Annotated in this window: 28 protein-coding genes; 11 read left to right on the forward strand and 17 right to left on the reverse strand. The window is 68.7% G+C overall.

Annotated features, from left to right (window positions below; genetic code table 11):
• A partial coding sequence (locus tag WFH44_RS12335; RefSeq protein ID WP_336714167.1) for an HNH endonuclease signature motif containing protein occupies nt 1–1,717 on the forward strand: 1,717 nt, incomplete at its 5' end.
• 425 nt (nt 1,718–2,142) lie between these two features.
• Here WFH44_RS12335 and WFH44_RS12340 read toward each other — a convergent pair.
• Both WFH44_RS12340 and WFH44_RS12345 read right to left on the reverse strand, forming a co-directional pair.
• The gene (locus tag WFH44_RS12340; protein WP_336714168.1) at nt 2,143–3,000 is read right to left on the reverse strand and encodes a prephenate dehydratase; all 858 of its coding nucleotides are present in this window, start codon (nt 2,998–3,000) and stop codon (nt 2,143–2,145) included.
• A 16-nt stretch (nt 3,001–3,016) separates the two neighbouring features.
• The gene (locus WFH44_RS12345) at nt 3,017–3,727 is read right to left on the reverse strand and encodes an MgtC/SapB family protein (RefSeq protein ID WP_336714169.1); all 711 of its coding nucleotides are present in this window, start codon (nt 3,725–3,727) and stop codon (nt 3,017–3,019) included.
• 294 nt (nt 3,728–4,021) lie between these two features.
• On the opposite strand from WFH44_RS12345, the gene WFH44_RS12350 reads away from it, so the two are divergent.
• Nucleotides 4,022–4,555: a hypothetical protein gene (locus WFH44_RS12350; RefSeq protein ID WP_336714170.1), complete on the forward strand. Its 534-nt coding sequence runs from the start codon at nt 4,022–4,024 to the stop codon at nt 4,553–4,555.
• Between the two features lie 75 nt (nt 4,556–4,630).
• On the opposite strand, the gene WFH44_RS12355 is transcribed toward WFH44_RS12350, so the two are convergent.
• Both WFH44_RS12355 and WFH44_RS12360 read right to left on the reverse strand, forming a co-directional pair.
• The gene (locus tag WFH44_RS12355; RefSeq protein WP_336714171.1) at nt 4,631–5,428 is read right to left on the reverse strand and encodes an amino acid ABC transporter ATP-binding protein; all 798 of its coding nucleotides are present in this window, start codon (nt 5,426–5,428) and stop codon (nt 4,631–4,633) included.
• Nucleotides 5,415–6,080 carry an amino acid ABC transporter permease gene (locus WFH44_RS12360; RefSeq protein WP_336714172.1) on the reverse strand — a complete coding sequence of 222 codons (666 nt, stop codon included), beginning with the start codon at nt 6,078–6,080 and terminating at the stop codon, nt 5,415–5,417. The genes WFH44_RS12355 and WFH44_RS12360 overlap by 14 nt, the downstream gene beginning before the upstream one ends.
• Before the next feature lie 113 nt (nt 6,081–6,193).
• Between WFH44_RS12360 and WFH44_RS12365 the strand changes: the two genes are divergently transcribed.
• From WFH44_RS12365 to WFH44_RS12375, 3 genes are read left to right on the forward strand one after another with little or no spacing between them, the layout of a single operon-like run.
• Nucleotides 6,194–7,501 (forward strand): glutamine synthetase family protein, encoded by a 1,308-nt coding sequence (locus WFH44_RS12365; RefSeq protein WP_336714173.1) that lies wholly within the window; start codon nt 6,194–6,196, stop codon nt 7,499–7,501.
• Complete coding sequence (locus WFH44_RS12370) at nt 7,491–8,645, forward strand: amidohydrolase family protein (RefSeq protein WP_336714174.1); 1,155 nt, start codon at nt 7,491–7,493, stop codon at nt 8,643–8,645. Before WFH44_RS12365 ends, WFH44_RS12370 begins: the two co-directional genes overlap by 11 nt.
• Nucleotides 8,642–9,847, forward strand: coding sequence for a M20 metallopeptidase family protein (locus tag WFH44_RS12375; protein ID WP_336714175.1), 1,206 nt, complete (start codon nt 8,642–8,644; stop codon nt 9,845–9,847). The genes WFH44_RS12370 and WFH44_RS12375 overlap by 4 nt, the downstream gene beginning before the upstream one ends.
• A gap of 69 nt (nt 9,848–9,916) precedes the next feature.
• Here WFH44_RS12375 and WFH44_RS12380 read toward each other — a convergent pair whose 3' ends face one another.
• Nucleotides 9,917–10,741, reverse strand: a complete 825-nt coding sequence (locus WFH44_RS12380; protein WP_336714176.1) for an amino acid ABC transporter substrate-binding protein — start codon at nt 10,739–10,741, stop codon at nt 9,917–9,919.
• Nucleotides 10,742–10,945: 204 nt separating this feature from the next.
• Nucleotides 10,946–11,527 carry an SRPBCC family protein gene (locus WFH44_RS12385; protein WP_336714177.1) on the reverse strand — a complete coding sequence of 194 codons (582 nt, stop codon included), beginning with the start codon at nt 11,525–11,527 and terminating at the stop codon, nt 10,946–10,948.
• Between the two features lie 216 nt (nt 11,528–11,743).
• Between WFH44_RS12385 and WFH44_RS12390 the strand changes: the two genes are divergently transcribed.
• The 3 genes from WFH44_RS12390 (at nt 11,744) to WFH44_RS12400 (ending at nt 14,562) form a co-directional block, all read left to right on the forward strand.
• Entirely contained in the window at nt 11,744–12,406 is a 663-nt protein-coding gene (locus WFH44_RS12390) for a GntR family transcriptional regulator (RefSeq protein ID WP_336714178.1), read from the forward strand.
• An 11-nt stretch (nt 12,407–12,417) separates the two neighbouring features.
• Nucleotides 12,418–13,935, forward strand: a complete 1,518-nt coding sequence (locus WFH44_RS12395) for a SulP family inorganic anion transporter (RefSeq protein WP_336714179.1) — start codon at nt 12,418–12,420, stop codon at nt 13,933–13,935.
• 138 nt (nt 13,936–14,073) lie between these two features.
• Nucleotides 14,074–14,562 carry a DUF1269 domain-containing protein gene (locus WFH44_RS12400; protein ID WP_336714180.1) on the forward strand — a complete coding sequence of 163 codons (489 nt, stop codon included), beginning with the start codon at nt 14,074–14,076 and terminating at the stop codon, nt 14,560–14,562.
• A gap of 64 nt (nt 14,563–14,626) precedes the next feature.
• Here the strand turns inward: WFH44_RS12400 and WFH44_RS12405 are convergent, their stop codons facing one another.
• On the reverse strand, nt 14,627–15,172 hold the full coding sequence (locus WFH44_RS12405) for an AMIN-like domain-containing (lipo)protein (protein WP_336714181.1): 546 nt from the start codon (nt 15,170–15,172) through the stop codon (nt 14,627–14,629).
• Nucleotides 15,173–15,384: 212 nt separating this feature from the next.
• On the reverse strand, nt 15,385–16,011 hold the full coding sequence (locus WFH44_RS12410) for a cyclodeaminase/cyclohydrolase family protein (RefSeq protein ID WP_336714182.1): 627 nt from the start codon (nt 16,009–16,011) through the stop codon (nt 15,385–15,387).
• 101 nt (nt 16,012–16,112) lie between these two features.
• Here WFH44_RS12410 and WFH44_RS12415 point away from each other — a divergent pair, with 101 nt between their 5' ends.
• Together WFH44_RS12415 and WFH44_RS12420 are read left to right on the forward strand one after the other, a co-directional pair.
• Nucleotides 16,113–18,020, forward strand: a complete 1,908-nt coding sequence (locus WFH44_RS12415; RefSeq protein WP_336714183.1) for a penicillin-binding transpeptidase domain-containing protein — start codon at nt 16,113–16,115, stop codon at nt 18,018–18,020.
• Between the two features lie 57 nt (nt 18,021–18,077).
• Complete coding sequence (locus tag WFH44_RS12420) at nt 18,078–18,776, forward strand: dienelactone hydrolase family protein (protein WP_262107917.1); 699 nt, start codon at nt 18,078–18,080, stop codon at nt 18,774–18,776.
• Nucleotides 18,777–18,848: 72 nt separating this feature from the next.
• Here the strand turns inward: WFH44_RS12420 and WFH44_RS12425 are convergent, their stop codons facing one another.
• From WFH44_RS12425 to WFH44_RS12445, 5 genes are all read right to left on the reverse strand, one after another.
• Nucleotides 18,849–19,142: a hypothetical protein gene (locus WFH44_RS12425; protein WP_336714184.1), complete on the reverse strand. Its 294-nt coding sequence runs from the start codon at nt 19,140–19,142 to the stop codon at nt 18,849–18,851.
• 28 nt (nt 19,143–19,170) lie between these two features.
• Nucleotides 19,171–20,133, reverse strand: a complete 963-nt coding sequence (locus WFH44_RS12430) for a diacylglycerol/lipid kinase family protein (protein ID WP_336714185.1) — start codon at nt 20,131–20,133, stop codon at nt 19,171–19,173.
• A 74-nt stretch (nt 20,134–20,207) separates the two neighbouring features.
• A complete protein-coding gene (locus tag WFH44_RS12435) occupies nt 20,208–20,537 on the reverse strand; it encodes a GNAT family N-acetyltransferase (RefSeq protein ID WP_336714186.1) in 330 nt (109 codons plus the stop codon).
• 65 nt (nt 20,538–20,602) lie between these two features.
• Nucleotides 20,603–20,863, reverse strand: a complete 261-nt coding sequence (locus tag WFH44_RS12440; RefSeq protein WP_336714187.1) for a hypothetical protein — start codon at nt 20,861–20,863, stop codon at nt 20,603–20,605.
• 276 nt (nt 20,864–21,139) lie between these two features.
• Entirely contained in the window at nt 21,140–21,439 is a 300-nt protein-coding gene (locus WFH44_RS12445) for an acylphosphatase (protein ID WP_336714188.1), read from the reverse strand.
• 170 nt (nt 21,440–21,609) lie between these two features.
• Between WFH44_RS12445 and WFH44_RS12450 the strand changes: the two genes are divergently transcribed.
• Nucleotides 21,610–22,650 carry an NAD(P)H-dependent flavin oxidoreductase gene (locus WFH44_RS12450; RefSeq protein ID WP_336714189.1) on the forward strand — a complete coding sequence of 347 codons (1,041 nt, stop codon included), beginning with the start codon at nt 21,610–21,612 and terminating at the stop codon, nt 22,648–22,650.
• Here WFH44_RS12450 and WFH44_RS12455 read toward each other — a convergent pair.
• The 4 genes from WFH44_RS12455 to WFH44_RS12470 all read right to left on the reverse strand — a co-directional run bounded on the left by WFH44_RS12455 (nt 22,647) and on the right by WFH44_RS12470 (nt 25,038).
• On the reverse strand, nt 22,647–22,889 hold the full coding sequence (locus WFH44_RS12455; RefSeq protein ID WP_336714190.1) for a hypothetical protein: 243 nt from the start codon (nt 22,887–22,889) through the stop codon (nt 22,647–22,649). The two genes, WFH44_RS12450 and WFH44_RS12455, sit on opposite strands and share 4 nt — an antisense overlap.
• A gap of 444 nt (nt 22,890–23,333) precedes the next feature.
• On the reverse strand, nt 23,334–24,146 hold the full coding sequence (locus tag WFH44_RS12460; protein WP_336714191.1) for a pullulanase X25 domain-containing protein: 813 nt from the start codon (nt 24,144–24,146) through the stop codon (nt 23,334–23,336).
• 259 nt (nt 24,147–24,405) lie between these two features.
• Complete coding sequence (locus tag WFH44_RS12465; RefSeq protein WP_336714192.1) at nt 24,406–24,783, reverse strand: VOC family protein; 378 nt, start codon at nt 24,781–24,783, stop codon at nt 24,406–24,408.
• A 9-nt stretch (nt 24,784–24,792) separates the two neighbouring features.
• Entirely contained in the window at nt 24,793–25,038 is a 246-nt protein-coding gene (locus WFH44_RS12470; protein ID WP_336714193.1) for a hypothetical protein, read from the reverse strand.
• Nucleotides 25,039–25,134 lie beyond the last annotated feature (96 nt).

Raw genomic sequence — 25,134 nt, forward strand, 5'->3', positions numbered from 1 at the left:
GGATGGGGTGCCGGATTGGGCGTTGTCGCCGGCGCAGCGGGCGAAGCGGGAGCAGGCCAGGGAAGCAGCCAAGCCGAAGCCGCCGGCGCTGGTGGAGCACGGGCCGGTGGAATGGTTCCAAGCCTGGCGCGACATCACACCCGCGGACCTGGCCGCCGTGCTCGCCCGGCAGGACCCGGCGGGGCTGGCGGACGGGGTGCTGCTGGAGTACCTGGCCGCGGTGGAGAAGGTGACCGCGTCCTGGCACGCGCAGCGTGTCCGGGGTTTGGGCGAGTTCGCGTCCCGCCGCACCGAGCCCGGGTCCCCGCTGATGGGTGCGGAGGGCCATGACCGGGGCACGGTGCGCGAACTGGCCGCGCACCTGCACCAGTCGCAGAAATCCCTGGTCCCGGAACTGGCCGACGCGGTCCAGCTCTGCGCGCACTTCCCGGGTACGGTGGCGGCGTTGGGTGAGGGGCGGGTGGATCTGGGCCGGGCGACCGCGATCGTGCGCGGTTCCCGCGACCTGCCCGCCGCGGTATTGGGCGAGTTTGAGCAGGCGGTTCTGCCCGGCGCCGAGCACGTGGTCCGCGAGACCGTGCAGGACCGCGCCCGGGCGGCCCGGCACCGGCTGCACCCGCAGACCCTTCAGGAACGGCATGCGAGGGCGATGGAGCACCGCGGCCTGTGGTTCCGGCCGCAGGAGGACGGGATGGCCGAACTGTGCGTGCAGACCGGTGCGGATACCGCGATGAGTGTCTATAACCTGGTGCAGGAGCACGCGAAACACCTCAAAACCGTCGACGGGGAAACCCGTACCCTGGCCCAGCTGCGCGCCGACGTTTTCACCGACCTCTGCCTCCAACCCCCGGCCGCCGCCGCAACCGCTGCTGCCGACGCCGCCGGTTCTGCCTTCGGGCCCGCCGCCGGCGCGGCTTTCGGGCCGGCCGCCGGGTCTGCCATCAACGGCGTGAGCCAGGCTTTTGGGCCGGCGTTGGCCGGTGCTGCCGCTGTCGGGCAGGGCGGGCTTTTCGGCCCACCGGCCGACGGTGCTGCCGCTGCCGGGCAGGGCGGGCTTTTCGGCCCACCGGCCGACGGTGCTGCCGCTGCCGGGCAGGGCGGGCTTTTCGGCCCACCGGCCGACGGTGCTGCCGAAGCAGCGGGCCGGGGTGTCCATGAAATGTGGGGCGGCGGGAACGTGAAGGCGTTCGTCGCGGTGACGGTTCCGCTGGCCACCGCGGCGGGCGGGGACGAGCCGGGCGAGCTGGCCGGGTACGGGCCGATCCCGCCTGGCATGGCCCGCCGGCTGGCCGGCCTGGCGAAGTCCTGGCTGCCCGTCATCACCGACGAACACGACCAGGCAGTCATCGTGGCGCGCGAGATGCGGCATCCGCCCGAGTGGCTCAAACGCGAAGTCCGGTTACGCGATGAAACCTGCCGGGGGCTCGGCTGCCGCACGCGCTGGAAGCACTGCGAGCTCGACCACACCCAGGCGTGGGAACACGGCGGCAAAACCGAGCTCGATAACCTCGTCCTGCGCTGCAAACCCGACCATCTGGCCAAACACAACGACGGCTGGCACACCACCCAGCACCCCCACGGCGTGATCCGCCATCAGACGAGGACCGGGCAGACCTACACCAGCTACCCCGATGGATCCTGGATCTCCCACGGCATCACACCACCCCCGCCCCCGCCACCAGACCCCTTCAACGACACCACACCACCACCCTTCTAAGCGCGCCTGCAGGTGGCAGGTGGCAGGCGCCGGAGGCAGGTGTCAATCTGAAACCTGCAGGTGTCAACCTAAAGGCTGCAAGCCTCTCTCGCCTCCACGGGCGCGGCTGGTCTCCGGCCACTGACACGAGGGCAAGCCCGATAGCGGGGCCAGCGCGGCTCCAATGAGCGGAGACGCCTGCAAATCAGGCCTCTAATCCGGCCGGATTATCTGGAGGTTTAGGCGGGGCTGGAGGTTTAGGCAGGGCGGTCTGACTCGGCCAGCGATTACTCGGCCGCCGTTAATCTGGCCACCGATAAGGCAGTCTGCCCGGATCTCTTGGGGCCGGCTGGCGGGGTAAAGGCCGAAGCGCAGTAGGGAAGCAAAGTATGAATGGCCGGGACCACCGGCTGCCGAAGAAGGCAGAGAAGTGGGTCCCGCCGTCGTTAGTTGCTGCCGCCGTGCGAAAGCCGGAAGGGTGCCGCCGGGTAGACCCCGAGGATCTTTATCTTGGTGGTGAAGAACTCCAGTTCCTCGAAGGCGTGCACCATGGCCGGGTCCTCGGGATGGCCTTCGACGTCCACCATGAACTTCGTGGCGGCGAACTCGTTGCCCTCCATGTAGCTTTCCAGTCGCGTCATGTTGATGCCGTTGGTGGCAAACCCGCCCAGCGCCTTGTAGAGCGCGGCCGGCACGTTGCGGACCCGGAAGACGAAGCTGGTCACGGCCGGGCCGGGCAGTTCCGTGCGGGTGGGGATTGGGCTCTTGTCGGCCAGCAGGATGAAGCGGGTGGTGTTGGTCGGGTCGTCTTCGGCGTCGGTGGCCAGCACGTCCAGGCCGTACAGCTCCGCGGCCATCGGCGGGGCGAGGGAGACCTTGGTTGGATCCTGCCACTGGCTGACTTCGCGGGCGGAGCCGGCTGTGTCGCCGGCGATGACGGGCTTCAGGCCGTACTGGCGGATGAGCTTGCGGCATTGGCCGAGGGCGTGGATGTGGCTGTGCACTTCGCGGGCCTGTTCAATGCTGGATCCGGGGATGCCGAGCAGGCTGAAGCGGATGCGCAGGTAATGCTCGCCGATGATCTGGAGCGAGGTCTCCGGCAGCATGGCGTGGATGTCCGCCACCCGGCCGGCGATCGAGTTGTCGATCGGGATCATCGCCAGCTGGGCTTCTCCGCCGGCGACCTTGGCGAAGGTGTCCTCGAAGCTGGCGCACGGCACGGCCTCCCATTCCGGGCGCACTTCAGTGCAGGCCATGTGGGAATTGGAGCCGGGTTCTCCCTGGTAGGCGATCGCGAAGGTCATGGATCGAATTATCCCATCAGGTGTTCTCGTCGCTGACCACCTGGACCGCCGAGACCCTTTCCATGACGCACAGGCCCTCCACCAGCTCGTCGAGGGACCCGGCGGCGTGCTGGACCCGCAGGTCCGCGTGCAGCATGGCCTGGCCGTCGTCGCGGCGGAAGCGCCGCGTACGGCTCAGCGAGGCCTCGAAACCCAGTTCGGCGGCCCGCTCCACCACGCGCCGCAGCACGCCTTCTTCGTCCTGCACCTCCACGCTGAAGTCGCGGACCTTGTCGCCGGGGGAGACCCACCTTCCGACGGTCGCCAGGACGACGACGGTGGCCAGGTGCAGCAGGGTCGCCAGCACCGCGATGAGCGGCATGCCGGCCGCGCACGCCATGCCGATGGCGGCGGTCATCCAGATGGAGGCGGCGGTGGTCAGGCCGGACACGGCGTTGCGCCGGACGAAGATGACGCCGGCGCCGAGGAAGCCGATGCCGGTGACGATCTGCGCGGCGATGCGGGAGGGGTCCAGGACCACGTCGCTGCCGATCACGTTCTCGAAGCCGTAGGCGGAGACCAGGGTGAACAGCGCCGACCCCAGTCCCACGAGTGTGTGCGTGCGCAGCCCGGCGCTCTTGAGTTTGCGCTCACGCTCGATTCCCACGACCGCGGAGAGCACGAAGGCCAGCAGCAGCATGGCCGACTGGGTCACCATCGTGTCCGGCAGCAGGTCGATCGCAAGCAAGGCATACTCCTTCACGGTCCCAGGATTGGGTCCCATACAGACTATGTCCCGGCGCGTGGGGTCCGCTGCAGGGCCCTGCCGGCAGGAAAGAACGACGGCGGCGCAAATCCTAGAGGGCGAAAGTGAACTTTGCACAACATCGGCCGAATTCCGTCTCCGGGTCTCGGAAGGCGCGCAGTTAAACGATACATTCGACGAGACGGTGCAGTCCCGAGCTGTGCCGTTTTCCTTGCCCGAAGAACGATCGTATTGATTCCGATTCTGACACCCCCTAACTGAAGCGAGTATCAAGCTATGAAAAAGACCCTTTCAGCCGTGACGCTGGCCTTGGCCATCGCGTTCACCTCAGGAACGGCAGCGCACGCCAACACCGCCGACTACCCTGCACCCGAGCAGTCCGTCACCGTCTCCGATGCCCGCGTCGCCGCCGGCGAGAGCGTCGTGGTCACGGCAAGCGGCTTGGAAGCCAATGAAGAAGCCACCATCGACGTGGCCCAGAACCAGTCGGCCCAGAACACCAAGGGAGCGCAGTCCATCGAGACCGCGGCGAACGCGGAGGGCGTGGTCTCCGAAGAGGTCACGTTCGAGAAGCCGGGCCGGCACTGGGTGACCGTCACCGGTGACGAGACCGGCGTCGTCGGCACGGCCTCCATCGTGGTGACCGGCGGAGCAGGCGCTGCGGGCAAGGGCCCCCAGAAGCTGGACGTGGATCGTTCCGGCGCCACCACTGAGGCCGATGCCGCTGTCCTGTGGGGCATCGGCGGAGCGGGCCTGCTCCTGGTCGCCGGCGCTGCCGGAGCCGTCGCGCTCAAGCGCCGCAACAGCTAACCGCTGCAGCAAGCAAACCGCTGCAGCACTATAGAGCCGGTCGGTAGTCGGGGGGACTGCCGGCCGGCTCGGCTGTTAGAAGGGGTTGAGCAGCCGGTGCACGAACTGGCGGGTCCGCTCCTCGCGCGGATCGCGCAGCACCTGGTCCGGGTGGCCGCGCTCAACGACGACGCCGCCGTCCATAAAGACAACTTCGGTGGCCACCTCGCGGGCGAAGGCCAGCTCGTGGGTGACCATTACCATCGTCCAGCCTTCTTCGGCGAGCTCCTTGATGACGTGCAGCACGTCGCCCACCAGCTCCGGGTCCAGCGCCGAGGTGGGCTCGTCGAACAGGAGCAGGGCGGGCTTGAGCGCCAGCGCGCGGACGATGCCGACCCGCTGCTGCTGTCCGCCGGAAAGCTGGTGCGGGTACTGGTCCTTCTTGTCCTGCAGGCCCACCCGGCGCAGCAGGTCCTCTGCCTCCCGGACGGCCTCGGCCTTGGGCCGCTTCTGCACCTGGACGGGGCCCTCGATGATGTTCTCCAGCACGGTGCGGTGCGGGAACAGGTTGTAGTGCTGGAAGACCATGCCGGAGCGGTCGCGCAGGGCGGCCAGCTCGCGGCGGGGGACCTGCCGGCCGAACTCGACGGAAGGTCCGCCGCGGAAGGCGACCCGTCCGCCGTCGGGAATTTCCAGGCCGTTCAGGCAGCGCAGCACGGTGGTCTTGCCCGAACCCGACGGGCCGATCAGCGCCAGGACCTGGCCCTGCGCGACCGAAAGGTCGATCGATTTGAGCACCTGGTTCTCGCCGAAGGACTTGCGCAGCTCCTCGACGGTCACGACCGGGCCGTTGGCGCCGTTCTCGGGCGGGGTGCGGGAATCAGTGGGCGACATAGCGGCCCAGCCTCCTTTCAAGCCGGGTCTGTCCGCTGGAGAGGACCAGGCAGAACACCCAGTAGACCAAGGCGGCCTCCAGGTACAAGAGCATGAATTCCTGGCTGAATGCCGCGATCTCCTGCGCCTTCCGGAACAGCTCGGTCACCAGGATCAGTGACGCGAGCGAGGTGTCTTTGACCAGCGAAATGAATGTGTTGGACAGCGGGGGGACCGAGACCCGCGCGGCCTGCGGCAGGATGACCCGGCGCAGTGTCAGTCCCCGCGACATGCCGATCGTGTGCCCGGCCTCCCACTGGCCCTTGGGTACGGAGAGGATGGCGGCGCGGATGATTTCCGCGGCATAACCGCCGACATTGAGCGAGAACGCGATGATGGCGCTGGGCCACGGCGGGATCACGATGCCGATCGAGGGCAGCCCGTAGAAGATCACGAACAGCTGCACCAGCAGGGGTGTGCCGCGGATGACCGATACGTAGGCGCGGCCGAGGGCGGTCAGGACGGCGTTGCCGCTCAGCCGCATGAGGGCCACCACCAGAGCCAGTAGCAGCCCGAGGACGAAGCTGGCCAGGGACAGCGGTATGGTCCCGGTCAGGCCGCCCTGGACGATCGGCCAGAGCGACGTCCAGAACAGCTCCCAGTCCACGTTCATAGGTTCAGGCTAGTGCACCGGCGGAAGCGGACCGGCCCAGCCCTTCCCGCAGCACGCCGGAAGTGGTTGAATCAGCCCATCGCGCGTGACGGGAACCAGCCGAGGGGGACCGGATGGCTGAACATGAACTGGCATTCCTCGCTACCAATGACCTGTGCGCGATCACGCGGGGCCGGGCGATGCCCCTGGCCCGGCTCGATCCGGAAATCGGCTGCGGCTGGGTGCCGGCCAACCTCGGTGTGGGGGCCTTCGGGACCATCGTCGAGGGCAGCCCGTTTGACGCCACCGGCGACCTGCGCCTGGTGCCGGACCGGCGTTCGGCGACGCGGATCGATGGCATTCCCGGCCGGCCGCCGCTGACCGTGATGCTGGCGGACATTACCCAGACCGACGGCGGCGAATGGGAATGTTGTCCGCGCACCTTCCTGCGCCGGGCCGTGCGGGAGCTCGAAGAGGAAGCCGGGCTCCGGGTCTTCGGCGCCTTCGAGCACGAGTTCATGCTGGCCGGGGACGCACCGGCCGAGCCGCCGATGTCCCTGCAGGCCATGCTCCGGACCGAGCCGCTGGGCACCGAGCTGGTGGGGATCCTGGCCGGGGCCGGCCTGCAGCCGGAGAACTGGCTGGCCGAGTACGGCGTCCATCAGTGCGAGATCACGGTCGCGGCCGCGGACGCGCTCACCGCGGCGGACCGGGCCGTGCTGCTGCGCGACATCGTGCGGAACCTTGCCCACGCCCGCGGGCAGCAGGCGACCTTCGCGCCGTTGCTGGACCCGGAGGCCGTCGGCAACGGCGTGCACGTGCACTTCAGCCTGCGGGACACCGCGGACCAGCCGGTGACCTTCGACGCCGGCCGCCCCGGCCGGCTCTCGGCCGTTGCGGGTTCCTTCGCGGCGGGCATCGTCCGGCACGCCAGGGCGCTCCTGGCCTTCACCGCGGCGAGCGAAGTCTCCTACCTGAGGCTGGCGCCGCACCGGTGGTCCGCCACCCACGCCTTCCTCGGGCGGCACAACCGCGAGGCCATGCTCCGGCTCTGCCCCACGGTGGAAATCGGCGGGCGGGATCCGGCCGACCAGCTGAATCTTGAGTTCCGGGCCGGGGACGCCACCGGCAATCCGTGGCTGGTGATGGGGCTGCTGATCCGGGCCGGGCTCGAGGGCCTCCGGGCCAAGCTGGAACCCCCGGCCCTGGTTGATGGCCCTATCGAGGCCATGCCCGCAAAGGAGCTGCGCCGCGCCGGGATTCTCCGGCTGCCGGCCACGCTGGCGGAGGCCTTGGCCGCGCTCGAGGAAGACAAGACGGTGACAGGCTGGTTCTCCCCGGAGCTGCTGCAGGTCTACCGGGCGCTGAAGCAGGACGAATTGCGCCGATTGGAGGGCCTCGATGACGCCGCCAAGTGCCTGAGGTACGCGGGTGTCTACTGACCGGGTCGGGGCGTCCGTCATGGACGGGCTGGTGCTGACCGACCATCATTGCCACGGCGTCGCCCCGGCTGCGCTGGACCGGGCTGGCTTCGAGGCGCTGGCGACGGAGTCCAGCTGGCCGCCCCCGGCGGGCACCAGCACGTTCGACAGCCAGCTCGGTTTCGCGATCCGCCGCTGGTGCGCCCCGCTGCTGGACCTGGAACCGCACGCAGATCCGGAGGACTATCTTGCGCGCCGGCGGGAGCTCGGGCCGGCGGAAGTGAACCGGAGGCTGCTCCGCGCGGCCGGGATCGGCACCTTCCTCGTGGACACCGGCTGCCGCCCGGAGGAGCTGACCACGCCGAAGGAGACCGCGGAGCTGGCCGGGGGAGAGGCGCGGGAGGTCGTCCGGCTGGAACACGTGGCCGAACGGGTCGCCGCGAAGGGGACAGAGCCGCCGTCGTTCGCGGCAGACTTTGCCGAAGCCCTGGCCGAAGCCGCGCGCTCCGCCGCCGGGCTCAAATCCGTCGCGGCCTACCGCTGCGGCCTCGACTTCGACCCCTCGCCGCCGTCGGCCCGGGACGTGGAGCGTGCGGCCGCTCGTTGGCTGGGGGACGAAGCCAGGGCCGCTGGGACAGCGCCGCGGCTTGAGGACCCGGTGCTGGTGCGCCACTTGCTCTGGACGGCGGTGGAGCTGGGCAAGCCCCTTCAGTTCCACACGGGCTACGGGGACCCGGACGCCGACCTCCTCCGCTGCAACCCGCTGCACCTTGCCGGCTGGCTCCGGGCTACCCGGGGCACGGGCGTGCCGATGATGCTGCTGCACTGCTATCCGTACCACCGGGAGGCCGGCTACCTGGCGCAGGCCTTCCCGCAGGTGTACGTCGACGTGGGGCTCGCGGTCAACCACACGGGTGCCCGCTCCGCCGCGGTCATTGCCGAGTCGCTCGAGCTGACGCCGTTCCACAAGGCGCTTTTCTCCACGGACGCCCTGGGGCTGCCCGAGCTGCACTACCTGGGGGCGGTGCTGTTCCGCCGCGGGTTCGGCCGCGCGGCGGCCCGGTGGATTAACGACGGCGAGTGGTCGCGCCGGGACGCGGAACGGGTGGCCGGACTCATCGGGTTCCGCAACGCTGCGCGCGTATACGGGTTGGAGGGCCCATGATTCACTCTGCTCAGGAACTGTTCGAAGCGCTGAACAAGGCGCTGGACGGCGAGCTGGACGCCGCCGTCGCGCTCCGCCACAGTCTGCACCAGTACCCCTGCCTGTCCGGGAAGGAGGCACCGGCCGCGGCAACCCTGGCCACGGCGCTGGGCCTGCCGGTCAGGTCCATTGCGGGGACCGGCTTCATGGCGCGCACCGGTCCGGACTTCGGTCCGGCCGTGGGGATCCGGGCCGAGCTGGACGCGCTGCCGCTGTACGAGGACACCGGGGTCGAGTGGGCCGCGGAAAACGGCGTCATGCACGCCTGCGGGCACGATGTGCACCAGGCGGCGATGGTCGCGTTCGTGCGGGCCGCCGGCAGGGTCCGGCTGCCCGCCGCGGTGGTGGCGGTCGCCCAGCCGCGCGAGGAAGGCCACCCCTCCGGTGCGCGCGACATCGTGGACGAAGGGGGCCTGAAGGCGGCCGGGATCGGGGCGATGCTGGCGGTCCACGTGCACCACGCCCTGCCCGCGGGCTCCGTCAGCATCCTCGGCGGAAGCGTCAACGCCGCCTACGACGAGTTCACGATCACCGTGCACGGCCGGGGCGGGCACGGCGCCTACCCGCACCTGGCGATCGATCCCGTGCCGATCGCGGCCCGGATCACGCTCGCGCTTTATGATCTCGTCCGCAGCAGCGTCAACCCCGTGGAAGCCGCGACGCTCACCGTCGGCCTGCTGTCTGCGGGCACGGCCCGCAACGTCATTCCGGACATGGCGGTGCTTGCCGGCACGCTGCGGAGCATGACCGCCGAGGACCAGGAACGTTTGCACCGGGGGCTGCGCGAGGTAGCCGAGCACCAGGCGATGGCCTTCGGGGCCCGCGCCGCGGTAAGCATCGACCGCGGCGATCCGGTGCTGGTGAACGACGACGAAATGGCCCACCTCGGCGCCCGGTGGGTCCAGCGCGCGGGCCTGCCCCTGGGCGAGCCGCTTCGCAGTTGCGGCTCCGACGACTTCGCCTTCTTCACCCAGAAGGTGCCCGGGGTGATGGCTTTCCTGGGCGTGGACGGCCACGAGAGCGTGGTCGCTCCGGAGCATCCGCGGGCGCTGCACTCCAGTTCGTTCCTGCCGGCGGACTCGGCCGTGGAACAGACGGCCCGGGCGCTCGCGGGCATGTACGTGGGCGCGGCGCTGCGGCTCGGCGTCGTCTCCGAACCCTAAGGCCGGGACGGACCGGGCCGCAGCGTCCTACCGGGAGACGCCTACCGGGCCCTGCCTACTGGGAGCTGCCTACTGGGAGACGTCTTCGCCGAAGTACTTCTCGGAGATCTTGGCCAGGGTGCCGTCGGCGCGCAGCTCGTCCAGTGCCTTGTCGACGGCGTCCACCAGGTCGGTGCTGCCCTTCTGGAATGCCAGTCCCACCTTCGACTGGTCCTCCGTCGTGGCGGCGACCTTGATGTCCTTGTTGTCATTGGTGGACTGGTAGTCGAGGTAGGTGAGGTTGTCGTTGATGGTCGCGTCGACGCGGCCCTGCTCCAGGAGGGAGACGGCCTGGGCCCAGCCTTCGACGGACTGCACGTTGGCTCCCGAATCCTTGGCGAGGGTGTACCAGTTGCTGGTCAGCGACTGCGCTGTGGTCTTGCCCTCCAGGTCCGCGAAGGAGTTGATGTCAGAGTTGTCCGCCTTGGTGACGATGACGCCGTTGCTGACGGTGTACGGCTCCGAGAAGTCGTACTTCGCCTTGCGCTCGTCATTGATGGTCACCTGGTTAGCGATCACCTCGAAGCGGCCGGCCTCCAGGCCAGCGAAGATCGCGTCCCACTGGGTTTCCTCGAACTTCGGCTCCACGCCCAGTTTCTTCGCGACCTCGGTGATGACCTCGACGTCGTAACCCGTCAGCTCCCCGGCGCCGTCCTGGTGGAAGGAGAACGGGCGGTAGGTGCCTTCCGTGCCGACGGTCAGCACGCCGTCTTTCTTCACCTGTTCCAGGGTGACGGGGGCGGCGCTTGCCGAAGCGCTCGAGCCGTCCTGGGCGGGCTGGGAACTTCCGCAACCGGCCACTGCAAGCGTGAGGGCGGCGGCTGCTCCGAGCAGGGAAAGACGGCGACGATTCATGGTTGTGGATCCTTTGGGAAATGGCCTGGCCGGCGCCTGTTGGCGGCGGCGACGTTGAACGCTAACACGTACAACAAGCGCGCATCGGCCGATTGTTCCGAAGTGTGACAGGGCCGTGCGTGCTCCCGGTTCCGCCGCGAAACGGAGATCGGCCGGCGGTCCGGAACGCCGGCAGATCTCCGTTTCGCGGCAAAGCGGCCGGGCCTAGACCGGCCGGCCCGGAGGCAGGTCGTCGAGGCCGGTGGTTCCGGGGCCGCCGGTGCCCGGCAGGTCCGTGCTTTCCGGAACGCTGCCGGTTCCCGCCTGGCCCGCCGCGGCGCTGCCGGTGGGGCCGCCGTCGCTGACCTCGCCGCGCCACGCGCCGGTTTCGGCGCCGCGGGACTCGATGAACTCCTTGAACTTGCGCAGGTCCGACTTCACCCGGGCACTGTCGATGCCCAGGGCCGCGCCGGCCTTCTCCACGAAGGTCTCGGGATCCCACGCGAAGCGCACGTTCACCCGGGTGCTGCCTTCGGCCAACCGATCGAACGTGACGGTGCCGGCGTGGGACTTGCCGTCGATGCTGCGCCAGGCGATCCGCTGGTCGGGAACCTGCTCTACGATCTCGGCATCGAACTCGCGTTCAACGCCGCCAATCTTCGTGACCCAATGGTTGGTCGTATCCGTCAACTGGGCGACGGACTCAACGCCCGACATGAAGTTCGGGAAGGACTCGAACTGGGTCCACTGGTTGTAGGCCGTGCTGACCGGAACGGCCACATCGATGGTCTCTTCAACAGTTTCCATGGTGTCCTCCTTTGGCTGGGGATCAATCGAGCTTTGATCAATCGGTCCGCCGTCGCGGACCAGCCGTGGCCACTGGTCCCCACGCTACACATCGCCGCGGCCAGCCACAACGAAAAGCTAAGATTGCTGAGCAATGGCCTGCCTGTGGCATGAGCCTCGCCACCGGGCCCAATATATTGCATGCGAGGGCGGCTGGCTCCCGTAAAATCATGTGCTATGCCCATCCCGTTGAAACACGGCGTGCACCGCCGATCGCTGCTGCGCGACCACGTGTATGAATCCATCCGCGACGCCATCGTCGACGGCACCCTCGTGCCGGGGGAGCGGCTGCGCGACAGCGAACTCGAGGAATGGCTTGGCGTTAGCCGGACTCCAATCCGGGAGGCCCTGCTACGGCTGGAACGGGCTGGTCTGGTGATCGCCGAACCCGGCAAGGCCACCACAGTGGCCCCCTATGACCAGCAATCCACCGCCAGCGCCCAGCAGGTCGTGGCGGCCATGCATGAACTGGCCGCGCGCCTGGCGGTCCCGTCCGTGGGCGAAGCGCAGATCGCGGCGATGTCCGGCGCCAACGCCGAGTTCGCCGACGCATTGGAGAAACAGGATGTCGACCGCGCGCTGGCGGCCGACGACCAGTTGCACGGGGTGCTCGTGGCGGCCAGCGGAAACGCCGCCGTCGCCGCCGTGCTCGAACAATGGACGCCGGTGCTGCGCCGGGTGGAACGCAAGCGGTTCGGCAGCCTCGCCGCCCGCAACTCGGTGGAACAGCATGCCCGGATCATCAGCTGCGCTGAATCCGGGGACGCCGAGGGAGCCGCGCTCGCCAGCCGCGAGAACTGGCTCTCGCTGCGCTACTCCGACGATGAGCTGTCAGCGTGAAGGAAGAACCTATGGCCTCCAAGCCGGGCGCTGCGCCGGCCCTGACCCCCGAAGAACGCCAGTCGGTGCTGCGCACCCTGAAGTCCCCCCGGCTGCTCAAGACGGAGGTCCTTGGTGGCCTCGTCGTGGCGCTGGCGCTCATCCCCGAGGCCATCGCCTTCTCGATCATTGCGGGAGTCGACCCGCGGCTGGGACTCTTCGCGTCCTTCACGATGGCGGTCTCGATCGCCGTCCTGGGCGGGCGGCCGGCGATGATTTCCGCGGCCACCGGGGCCGTCGCCCTCGTGGTCGCCCCCTTGGTGGCATCCCACGGCATCGACTACTTCATCACCGCCGTGATCCTGGCCGGTGTCTTCCAGATTGCCCTCGCCGTGCTCGGCGTCGCCAGGCTGATGCGTTTCATCCCGCGCCAGGTCATGGTCGGGTTCGTCAATGCCCTGGCCATCCTGGTCTTCCTGGCCCAGGTGCCCGAACTCCTCGGCGTCCCGTGGCTGGTCTACCCGCTCACCGCGCTGGCACTGCTCATTGTCTTCGGCCTGCCGCGGCTGACCACGGCGGTGCCCGCGCCGCTGGTCGCCATCGTGGTGCTGACGCTCATCACCGTCCTGGCGTCCGTCACCGTGCCGACGGTCGGTGACAAGGGGCAGCTGCCGGACAGCCTGCCGACGCTCTTTATCCCGAACGTTCCGTGGAACCTGGACACCCTCCAGGTTGTCTTCCCGTACGCCCTCGCGATGGCCTTCGTGGGCCTGCTGGAATCCCTGATGACGGCCAAGCTGGTCGACGACATCACGGACACTCGTTCCAGCAAGACCCGCGAGTCCTGGGGCCAGGGCGCGGCGAACATCATCACGGGCTTCTTCGGCGGCATGGGCGGCTGCGCGATGATCGGCCAGACCATGATCAACGTGAAGGCCTCGGGCGCCCGCACCCGCATTTCGACCTTCCTCGCCGGAACGTTCCTGCTGGTCTTCGTGGTGGCGCTCGGGGACATCGTGGCGCTGATTCCGATGGCAGCGCTGGTCGCCGTCATGATCTTCGTGTCCATCGCGACCTTCGACTGGCACAGCATCCGCCCCTCGACCCTGAAGATGATGCCGAAGAGCGAAACCGCGGTCATGCTGGCCACGGTCGCCGTCACGGTGGCCACCCACAACCTCGCGGTCGGCGTCGGCGTCGGCGTGCTGACCGCGATGGTCCTCTTCGCCCGCCGGGTGGCCCACTTCGTCACGGTTGAACGCACCGTGCTCGAACTCAACGGGGAGCAGGTCGCCACCTACGTCGTCGACGGCGAGCTCTTCTTCGCCTCCTCCAACGACCTCTACACCCAGTTCGACTACGCCCGGGACCCCCGGAAGGTCGTCATCGACATGCACGCCTCGCATCTCTGGGACGCCTCCACCGTCGCCGCGCTCGATGCGGTGACCGAAAAGTACCGGGCGCACGGCACAGAGGTGGAGATCATCGGCCTCAACTCGGCCAGCGCGGTCATGCGGGAGCGGATGGCCGGCAAGCTCGCAGGCGGCTGAGCCGGCGGCTCCGGTACCCCTGCGGCGAACCTGGCGCACGGCCGGCCCCGTTCACCCCAAAAGGGTGATCCAAAACGGCGGCCCGCTTGGGAATATTCGAACAGGTCCAAATCGCCGCCGGAAATGAAAGGTACGGCCGTGGCAACTCTTTCAGTGTGGAAATTCGAAGACGAGAACGGCGCCGAGCAGGCAGAGCGGGTCCTGCTGGATCTGCAAACCAAGGGGCTCATCGAAGTCCGTGATGCGGCAATCGTGTCGTGGCCTGCGGGAGCGAAGAAACCAAAGACACGGCAAACCCATAACCTGGCCGGTGCCGGGGCCTTGGGCGGAACCTTCTGGGGGTTCCTGTTCGGTCTGCTCTTCTTCATCCCCTTGTTGGGCGCGGCGGTTGGTGCTGCCGTCGGCGGCCTCGCCGGTTCACTGGCCGACGTCGGTATTGACGATTCGTTCATCAGGCGCATCCGCGAAAAGGTCACGCCGGGTACCTCGGCGCTGTTCGTGCTGTCAGCCGGAGCGGTGATGGACAGGGTGGCCGAAGCGTTCACCGGAACCAAGGCCGAACTCCTGGAGACGAATCTCAGCCGGGAAGAAGAAGACCGGCTGCGCAGCGTCTTCGAACCCGAGTGATAACCCGAGTGCCAACGCTAACGACGGCGGCCGCGCGGCCGCCGTCGTTAGCTTAAGTTGCGTGCTACCAGCGGTGGGCGACGTCGATCACCAGCCTCGAGCGGGAGCCCGGCCCGGCGACGGTGAAGACGCGGAACGGCAGCTTGGCGCGGACGCCCAGGCCAATGGTGGTCTGTCCTTCGAAGCTGCCGGCCCAGGCAATCTGCCGGAACGTGCGGAAATCGGAGACATCGGCGAGGTTCTTGCGGTCCCGCGGGGTGTAGGTCGGCTGGCCCTTGCTGTTGTAGGCCGGGGCGCGGACGACGACCTGCAGGTCGGCGGCGCCGCGCAGCGGCACGATGAAGCCCGAGCCTTCGGATCGGACATGCTTGACGTAGCGGACGTCGAACCCGGCGCGTTTGCCCTTGATGTCGACGACCATCCGGTCGTAGCAGGCGTGCCTGCCGGCCCGGACGTTGGTGATCGGTGCGGTGGTCATGCGTGACGACGATTTGGCGAGTGATCCCCAGGTGATGCCGCAATAGGATGCCGCGGTGGCTGAGCTGGGAGCGACAAGGCCCAGTCCGACGATCATCAGGAGGACCGCCAGCCACGCGTGCAATTTCTTCATGGCCGGAGCCTTTCAAAATAGCGCGAATGATGGACCAAGATTAGGCGCACCGGGACGAAAAGGATCCGGCGCCCGACGGACTGAATCCGAACCGTAGCGCGCGTTGCGGAACGGGGCGGGTTGGCCGCCGCGGCGGCCGGCGGCGGCTCGTTTCACCTGCCGCGGCGGTGGCTGTTCCGCAATGGGCGGTTACGGCGGATCACGCGCCGGACTCAGCCGTTGTTGGCCCGGATGCGCGCCCGCAGCCTCGCCGACAGAGCATCGCAGCCCGCGGCCAGCTCGTCCGCCTGCACCACCGCGTCCTGCAGCCGGCGGACGGCCTGCTCGTCGGCGAGGTGGACCGCGTTCGTCTCCAGGGTGGCGGCGGCGGTTCCGGCGGCCGAGCGGATGGATGCGGCGGCGGCCGCGATGTCGCTGAGCACGTTCGGATTGGCTTCCGGTTCCAGCTCCCGGGCCAGCCCGAGCAGCGTGCCGCCGAGTTCCACCAGCCCCAGCGGCGGTGTGGCGGCCTGGCGCAGGCCGTGCTGGACCTCACGGCTCCGGCGGGACGCGTCGGCCTCTGTATCCGCGGGAAGCTGGTAGGCCTCGGCGGCCTGGCCGAACGCCTGTTCGTCGTCGTCGGCAAGAGCCAGTGCCTGCGGGATGAGTTTCCGCGCGGCCGCTCCGAGGCGCTCTGCCTGCCGCCCGGTCTCGTTGCCTCCGGTGCTGAAGTTGGCCGCCATGGACAACAGTCCCGCGGCCTGGGCCAGCTGGACGGCTGCCGTGGCACCGCCGCCCGGCGTCGGCTCTCCGGATGCCAGCCGGTCCACATAGTCCTCGATGCGTTCTGCCCGGATCATGGTCCGATCGTACCCATGGCGCCGGACCTGAACGGCAAGGATCGACAGATCGGCCGGGCGGCGGATAGTTTCAGTAGGGACATTCGAGGACCGGGGGAAACATGCAGCGCGGCGTATTAGGGGCAGTACTCGCTTTGGCACTGATCGGCACGGCCACGGCCTGTGCTCCGGAGGACGACGGCCGCGGCACCGCGGACGCTCTGGCGGCGGCGCTGACCAAGGGGGATGTCTCCGGCCTGGCCTTCACCTCGGAGCCGGCCCAGGTCCAGGAAGAGCTGGCCGGCATCATGGCCGGCGCGGACCCGCTGAAGCCCACTGTGACGGTGTCTTCCCTCTCCGAACCCGAGGGGGACCAGGCCACGGTCACCCTCAACTACTTGTGGGACGTTCCGGACTCCGACCAGGACTGGACCTACACCTCCACCGCCGGCCTGGTCCGCTCCGGCAATGACGAAGTCCCGTGGCAGATCGAATGGAAGCCCTCCGTGGTGGAGCCCTCGCTGCAGGCCGGGGAAAAGCTCTCGCTCGACACGGCGGAGCCGGAACGCGGCGACATCCTGGACGCGGCCGGCAAGCCGATAGTCACCGAACGCCCGGTCCGCGTGGTCGGGATCAGCAAGAAAGGCCTGACGAAGGCGCAGGCCGCGGACTCTGCCAAGGCGCTCGCCGCCGTCGTCGATATTGACGCCGCGGACTACGCCGCCAAGGTCGAGGGCTACGGCGAGGAGGCCTTCGTGGACGCCATCACGCTGCGTGAGGCCGCCTTCGAAGACTTGGACCAAAAGAAGCTGGACGCGATCGACGGCTTCCTGGCCGTGGAGGACAAGCTGCCGCTGGCCCCGACCCGGGATTTCGCTTCGGCCGTGCTCGGAAGCGTCCGCGAGGCTACGGCGGAGGACATCGAAAAGTCCGACGGCGCCGTGGTCGCCGGGGAGACGATCGGTGCCTCGGGGATCCAGGCGGCGTTCAACAAGGAGCTCGCCGGCACTGCCGGACTGAGCTTCTCCGCGGTCGGGGAGACGGATGCCGAGGGTGCAGAAGAGCCGCGCCGCGAGCTGTTCAGCACCGACGTGGAGGCCGGCAAGGACGTACAGCTAACGCTGGAGCCGAAGCTGCAGTCCGCCGCCGAGAAGGTGCTGCAGGACACGGAATCCCCGAGCTCGATCGTCGCGCTGCGGCCGTCCACCGGCGAGATCCTCGCGGCGGCCAACGGCCCGGGCAGCGAGGGCTACAACACCGCCTTCCTCGGTCAGTACGCGCCGGGATCCACTTTCAAGATCGCCACCGCGCTGGGCCTGATGCGGCAGGGCCTGACGCCGGATTCCGCCGTCGACTGCGAGCCCAAGTTCACGGCGGACGGGCGGACCTTCGAGAACGTCGACGGCTACGACCCGGCCTTCCAAGGGGAGATCACGCTGACCCAGGCGATTGCCCATTCGTGCAACACGGCCTTCGTCTCGGAATACAAGAAACTCTCGCAGGACCAGTTGGCGGACGCAGCCGGAGCCCTCGGCGTCGGCATGACGGCGGACATCGGGCTCGAGGCGTTCTGGGGCGCCATCCCGCGCGAAGACAGCGAGGGTACCGCCCACGCGGCGTCCCTGATCGGCCAGAGCCGGGTGCAGACCTCGCCGCTCTCGCTCGCCGTCATGATGGCCAGTGTGGAGAAGGGCGAACTGGTCGTTCCGCGGCTGGTGGACGGGTACGACGGCGAGGCGAAGCCGGCCGAGGGCGCCGAGCTCACCGAGGAGGAGGCGCGGCAGCTGCGCACCATGATGCGTGCGGCCGTGACGGACGGCTACCTGTCCAACCTGGCGTCACTGCCCGGAGACCCGGTCATCGGCAAGACCGGCACCGCCGAATACGGCAACAAGGACCCGTTGCAGACCCACTCCTGGGTCATCGCCGCCCAGGGAGACCTGGCCGTCGCGGTGTTCGTCGAAGATGGCGACCTGGGAGCCGTCACCGGTGCCCCCATGGTCGAGGCCTTCCTGGAGGCCATTCGTTGACCGGCGCGGCCGGGTCCATAGACTGAAGACCGTACGTTCCGCTATGAAGGAGGAGACTTGGCCGAGACGACCCCGCACCAGAACCTGACTTTCCCGTCCGCCGGAGGTGAAGCCCACGGATACCTCGCCCTGCCCGAATCCGGCAAGGGACCCGGCGTCATCGTCATCCAGGAATGGTGGGGCCTCGTGGACCATATCCGCGATGTAGCCGACCGGTTGGCGGCCGAAGGCTTCGTGGCACTGGCCCCGGACCTCTACGGCGGCCGGATCGCCCATGACGGCAAGGAAGCGGCGGAGATGATGTCGAAGCTGCCGGAGGAGGAAGGCGCCCGGCTGCTGGCCGGCGCGGTGGACTACCTGCTCGGCAGCGAGGCGGTGACCAGCAAGACCGTGGGTGCGATCGGCTTCTGCATGGGCGGCGGATTCGTGCTCGCGCTCGCCGCACAGCAGGGCGAAAAGATCGGCGCCGCCGTGCCGTTCTACGGGGTAGGCCAGGGTGTTCCGGACTCCTACGCCGGCGTCCGCGCCGCCATCCAGGGCCACTACGGCAAGCAGGACTCGTCCTACCCCGTGGAAAAGGCCAAGGCACAGGCGGAGCAGATCAGGCGCGAGTCGGGCGCGGAGGTCGAGTACTTCTACTACGACGCCCCGCACGCCTTCCATAACGACGAGAACCCGCAGGGCAACTACCGCCCGGAGGAAGCCCAGCTGGCCTGGAAGCGCTCAGTAGCCTTCCTCAAGGACAAGGTGCGCTAGCCCCTGGACGACGGGTAGGCCCGCGGGCCTACCCGTTCCTTCGGCTGGCCGGCGAGCGGGACAGCCGGCCGGTCAGCCGTTCATCGGGCCTTCCGCGTGCAGCTTCTCGGCGCCCGGCCCGCTGACATGGACGGTGCAGCGGACCACGATGCGGCCGCGCGCCGCTTCGCCATGGTCGATCAGGGAGGCGTCGCCGTCCACCACGGTGTAGGCCGCGGTGGCGGCGTCGGCTTCCACGCCCTTGCGGCTGGCCTCCTGCAGCGCGTTCTCAAGGGCGCTGGCACGCAGCTCCTGCTGGTACGCCTCGTCCGCTTCGCGCCCCGGATCGCCGAAGGCCCAACCAAATACTGTGCTTGCTTCTGCCATGCCCGCCAGTCTAGCGGCGCATCGGCCGCTACGGTTCGGGACTGACCAGAACGGCCGGGTCCTTCGGGCCGTAGGGCATGCGCAGGCGCAGCGAGTTGGGGTAGACCCGCAGCAGCAGGTGCGTGCCCTTGCCGATGTAGTCGCCGTCGATCTCGATGTCCTGCGGCTCCGTGGTCTGGACCTCGGCGGACCGGCACTGGAAGTACTCGATCGACGGATCCTTGCCCTTCCCGCGGCGGAGCAGATCCGCGAGCACCGCGAACCAGCCGAGCCGCCCCCGCGGCGCCACCGTCATGATCTCCAGCAGACCGTCGTCGATCTTGGCCCCGGGGAAAATCTCCAGCCCGCCGACGATCTTGCCGCAGTTGCCGCCCATGACGCTGCGCAGCCGGCGGATAAACGGCTTGCCGTCGTCGATCCTGATCCGCGTCTTGGTCGGCTTGCCGGGCAGGTTCCGGATGCCGGCGTCGACGTACGCGAGCCAGCCCACCTTGTCCTTCAGATCGTCGCGGGTATCGCCCATCAGCGCCGCGTCGAACCCCAGGCCGGCCATGACCAGGAAGACGTGGGACTCCTGCGCATGGTCCACGGTGATATGGACGACGTCGACCTTGCGTTCCGTGCCGGACAGTGCGGCGCGGAGCGCTCCCTCCGGGTTGGTGACGTCGATATCCAGGTTCCGCGCCAGCAGGTTGCCGGTGCCCAGCGGCAGCAGCCCCAACGGCACCTCGGTGCCCGCGAGCTCCTCTGCCACGCACCGCACCGTTCCGTCGCCGCCAGCCGCGATGACCAGGTCCACGCCCTCCTCGATGGCCTGCCGCGTCTGGCCCTGGCCAGGGTCCTCCTTGGTGGTTTCCAGCCACAGCGGCTCCTCCCATCCTTCGCCGCGGCAGACCTTGGCGGCCAGCGCGCGCAGGTCCACGTCGACGTGCTTGATGGGATTAACAACGACGGCGGCACGCCGGGGCAGGCGGTGCGCTGAATCGGTCATGGGTGTCCTTTGCGGTCTGCGGCTTCGGCTGCTCTTTTTCGAGTCTAGCCGGGCAGGCCGACACCCGTGCCTGTTCAGGAGGCAGCAGCCTCCAACGCGCGGCGCGGCCGGAACAACGTCGAACGCCCCGCGGGAATCAGTCCGAGGTACTCCGGGTGCAGCCGCATGTACTGCCGGACCAGCGGGCAGAACGGAAGGACGCCGATCCTGCGGCGGTGCGCGTCGTCGAGAGCCGTCTGGATCAGCGGATCGGCGAGGACGCGGTCGTGGAAAGCGCGGGTGATGGCGGTGTAAAGCATCCAGATTTCGCTGCCTTCCACCCGGTAACGTACCCAGCCAGCGATTTCTCCATCGATGTACATGTCGAATTCGGAGTCTGCCGGGTTGTCGTGGACAGTTTGCATGGTGCAACCTCCTGAGGTTGGCCGCGGGGCCCTTGGGGGAAGGCCCGGCGCTGGTCCGGGCCGGGTCAGGCCGGAAGTGGAGCGCCGCGCGGCGGCGGAGCCGGAAGGTCCATCTCCGGCTTGGCGAGGGATTCCCGGCGGTCGAGTTCGATCCGCAGCTCTTCCAGGCGGAACTCGGTCTCGGGATTTGGTCCGCCGGCTCCTACGTACTCGCGCTCAATCTGGCGGTGCACCAGGCTGTTCAAGACATGGAGCCTGGCATCGGGCAGAGCCTGCACATCGGCAGGGAAGGGGTCTTCGGGGGAAAGAAAGCTCTTGGCAGTCACTGCGGACGACCTTTCGCAAAGGGGGAAATGCAGGCGTCTGCTTCACCTGTAAGCATGCTTAGCACGCTTAGGGGTCAATGCCCAAGGGTTTGAAGGAAACTCCACGAATCTCTGCACGAAAGCTTGAACGTTCACCCGCGGGATGACTAGGGTGTGCACGCCGGAGAGCCTGCCGGGAGACCAAGGTGCGTTCTCCGTCGGAGAGCCCCACCGGTCCGGGGGAGCCCCGCCGGAGAAGCGGTTCCGCGCGGCGCATGGTCCGTTCCGGGTCCGGTGTCAGCCGACGCCGAACTCGGTGAATTCGCCCGTGGCGCGTGAATAGGTGGCGTCGAGCCGTTCAATCCGGCCCGGCGTGCCGCCGGATTCCAGCAAAAGCCGGAACTCCTCGACGGCTTCCTGCGGTCCTTCCGCCACGATCTTCACCGTACCGTCCGGCTCATTCAGGGCGGCGCCCGTCAAGCCCAGCCGTTCCGCCTGGTCCCTGGTCCAGTAGCGGAAGCCGACTCCCTGGACCCGGCCGAGGGCACGGGCCAGCAGCCGGGTGCGGGACGCCGTTCCGTCATTCTCAGCAGCCATGGCTCCAAACTAACGGTCAGGGCGGCACCGGGTCGAGGGGTTCGGGCAGAGCGGAGGAATATCCGTGACGGAACGGTGAAGGAACGGGCTGGAATCGCGTCCCCGGACATGGAAGCGGCGTGACCGGCGGGAAGGCGCCGTGCCCGGGGGAGGGATAGTAGTCTTCGATCATGTGGAACGTAGCAGACCTGGCCCTCCCGCTGATCGGCGCGCCCATGGCCGGCGGCCCGTCGACGCCCGAGCTTGCCGCCGCGGTGGGACGGGCAGGTGGACTGGGGTTCCTGGCCGGTGCACTGAAGCCGCCGGCCAAGCTGGACCAGGAGGTTGCCCGGGTGCGGTCGCTGGATCGCGGCCCGTTCGGCGTCAACCTGTTCGTGCCGGCGGCCGGTGCAGGCGCGCCTGGCGAGGACGATATCGAGGCACTGGAGGCCTACCGCCGGCGGCTGGCCGAGTACCTCGAACAGCCCGTTCCCGAGCCTGACTGGCAGGACACGGACCAGTACGCCGAGAAGGTCGAGCTGCTGCTGAGGGTCCGGCCGGCGGTCGTGTCCTTCACCTTCGGCCTGCCGGACACCGGGACGGTGGAGGCGCTGCACGCAGTGGACACCGCCGTCGTCGTTATGGTCACCGATGAGGCGGATGCCAAGGCGGCCGCGGCGGTCGGAGCGGACGCCCTGGTCGTCCAGTCCACCGAAGCGGGCGGGCATCGCTCGACGTTCAGCGTGGGCGCGGATCCGAATGACCTGACGCTGGCCGAACTGCTGCCACGCGTGCGCGGAGAGGTCGAACTGCCGCTGATCGCGGCCGGCGGGATCGGCAAGCCCAGCCACGTTCGCGCCGCGCTGGAGCAGGGAGCGGCCGCCGTGCAGGTCGGGACCGCGCTGCTGCGCTCGCCGGAATCCGGTGCGGCGCCGTTCTACAAGGACGCGCTGCACACCCTGCGCGGCGCCGGGACGGTGCTGACGCGGGCGTTCTCAGGCCGGGTGGCGCGCGGAGTGGACAACGACTTCATCCAGCGCTTCACGGGCTTTGCGCCGGCGGTATACCCGCAGGTCAACCAGGTGACCCGGCCCGTCCGTGCCGCGGCGGCGGCAGCCCAGGACGCCCAGCTGATGTCCCTGTGGGCCGGCGTCGGCTATCGGGAAGCCGAAGCCGAGCCGGCCGGGGACATCGTCAGGAAGCTGGCTGGCGAAAAGGCGCTGCGTGCCTAGCCCTGTGCGGGGACCCGCCAGATGGAGTAGTCGGACGCACTGACGGCCCGGCGGCGTCCGCCGGCCTCGTCGCGGATCCAGACCAGACCGACCCCGGGCGCCGTGCGGACCACATGGCCGCGGTACTGGACGTCGTTCTGGAAGCGGGCTTCCACCGCATCGCCGCGGCGCAGTGCACCCAGGTTGCGGATGCGGGTAGGGGTGAGGCTGACCAGGGGATTGTGGGCTGCAGTAGTCAAAGGTGTACCTCCTGTGTCTGGCGGAAAGGGTCATCGGGCCGGTGCGGCCGCTGGAAGCGGATGCAGAGGACGGCAGGAACCGGCAGGAAGGACGCGGATGACATCCGCGCACAGAGGCTTCCGCCGGAGAGATTCCTGCTGCGCATAAGGAACCGGGCTTCAGTTATGTCAACCGGAGGGCCGACAGGTTTATTCCGCGCGCTGCAAAATTATTCAAAAAGGGCCAGGCTGGGCACACAGCAAGGGGGCGAGGAGGCGTTGGCCGGGTCGCAGCCAGATCAGGCGCACGCGACAAATTCCGCGGCCAGACAGGGCGGACGGGGCAGAGGCAACAGCGGAGGGCGGTCTTCATGTATGAAGACCGCCCTCCGGAGCGCCTTAGGTGAGGGTCCGGCCGCGGGCAGGCCCGGGCCGCACCGACAGCGGCTTTAGCAGACGCCGACTTTAGTAGACGCTGACGTCCTTGGTCCGGTGGTCGTACTGGAACCGGACCGCGCCGCCGGCGTGGTGGATTTCGTGGTTGGCGCCGTCACGCTGGCCGAACGCTCCGTAGTTCTCGTCCCAGGAGCGGTTGATGGCAGCTTTATAGGCGTAGGAACCGGCGGGCAGCTCCACTTCGAGCTTCCAGAGCTGGTCCGACGGGTCGAGCCGCATCTGCACCTGCTCGACCTCGGGCTGCCAGTCGGAGGCGCCGAGTGCGGTGGCGAAGTTTCCGGCGAGGGCGACGGCGTCCGGCTGGGGGAAGGACGGGGCGGCTTCCTGTGCCGGAACTTCGGCGGGAGCCGGGGCGGCCTCGGGGGCAGCCTCGGTGACCACGGGCGGGGCGGACGCGGCGGCGGCAGCGACCTTGGGGGCCTCGGCGGGGCGGTCCGACGGCTGGGCAGCGGTTGCCGCGGCCCGGGGCTTGCGTGCCTTGGCCTCGGCCGGGAGCGGCGGGACCGACGTGCCGGAAGCGATGGCTGCGGCCAGCGATGCGCCGTCCGGGAAGGCGGCCGAGGCGGCCAGGCCCTCCTCGGTGATCTTCCAACCGCCGCGGCCCTTGGTGATCCAGCCGGCCTTGACGAGCTTCGAGGTCGCCGTCGTCAGTGCCTTGTGCCCCCGGGGAATGCCGCCGGAGAGCAGCTCGCCCTCGCGCTCGTCGAACGGGTAGGCAGCGATGGCCTCCGCGAGTACGGCGCTGCCGCCGGCGGTGGTTCCCTCTTGGTGGGCCTTGGCCAGGCCATCGAGTACTGCCTTCAGACGGTTGTCAATGCTCATGCGTCATTCCCCAACATGCGTGTCTTGGTTACTTGTACGGATCCAGTTTCCCCGCCGCAGTGTGAACAGCGCAGGCCCTGCCAAGTAAACACTGCATGTCGGGGAGGGTCCAGCATTTACGAAATATGGCGCGATGTGTCGGTCTCCACGCCCGCAGGCTTGTCTGGCGCGGCGCGAAAGGCCGGCCGGCGCCGTCGTGCTCGCGGAAACGGCCGCCCGGAATCGCCTGAAACCGCAGCCCGTTGCCGCCGTCGGACGTCTAGAAACTGTCACGGGCGGGCAGCTGCTGCAGCGCCCAGGTGTTGCCGTCCGGATCGCTGAAGTAGACGAACCGGCCCCAGGGCTGGACATCGACCTCGCTGGCGCCGACGCCCCGGCTGAGGAGTTCTTCGCGGGCCGCCGCGGCGTCGTCGACAACGATCTGCAGCCCTTTCTGCGAGCCGGGCGCCATTTCGGTGATGCCGGTGCCCAGCACGATCGAGCAGGCCGATCCCTTGGGCGTGAGCTGGACAAAGCGCAGCTCGGGGCTGACCTGGTGGTCGTGGTCGGCGTTGAACCCAACCTGGTCTACGTAGAAGTGCTTGGCGCGGTCAACGTCCGTCACCGGCACGGGGACAAGCTCGAGTTTCCAATCCATGCGGACACGCTAGACCCGATGTCCTCCGACCGGAAGGGGGCCCTCGTCCTCCAGGGCATCGCAGGACCAGACTTCGTAGCCCTCGGCCTTCTCGAACAGCTGCCGGGGCACGGCGCCGTCGTTCGCGAGCCAGAGCAGCTCGGCGTCCAGCGAAACCGCGTCCACCCGGCCGATCCGCAGGTGCCGGCCCTTCCGGCGGATCTCCACTAGCGTGCCGGGCAGCAGGTCCCAGTTGTCGAGGCGGGACTGCGTCATTGGTTCCTCCACGGGATCACGGGATTGGGTCTTCGGACAGGATCCCAGCATGTCCCACGCGCGGGAACGGCACCATTGCAAGCGCTGGAAGTTCAC

Origin of the sequence: Arthrobacter sp. USHLN218 (genome assembly GCF_037144715.1) — a bacterium.
Lineage (GTDB): Bacteria > Actinomycetota > Actinomycetes > Actinomycetales > Micrococcaceae > Crystallibacter.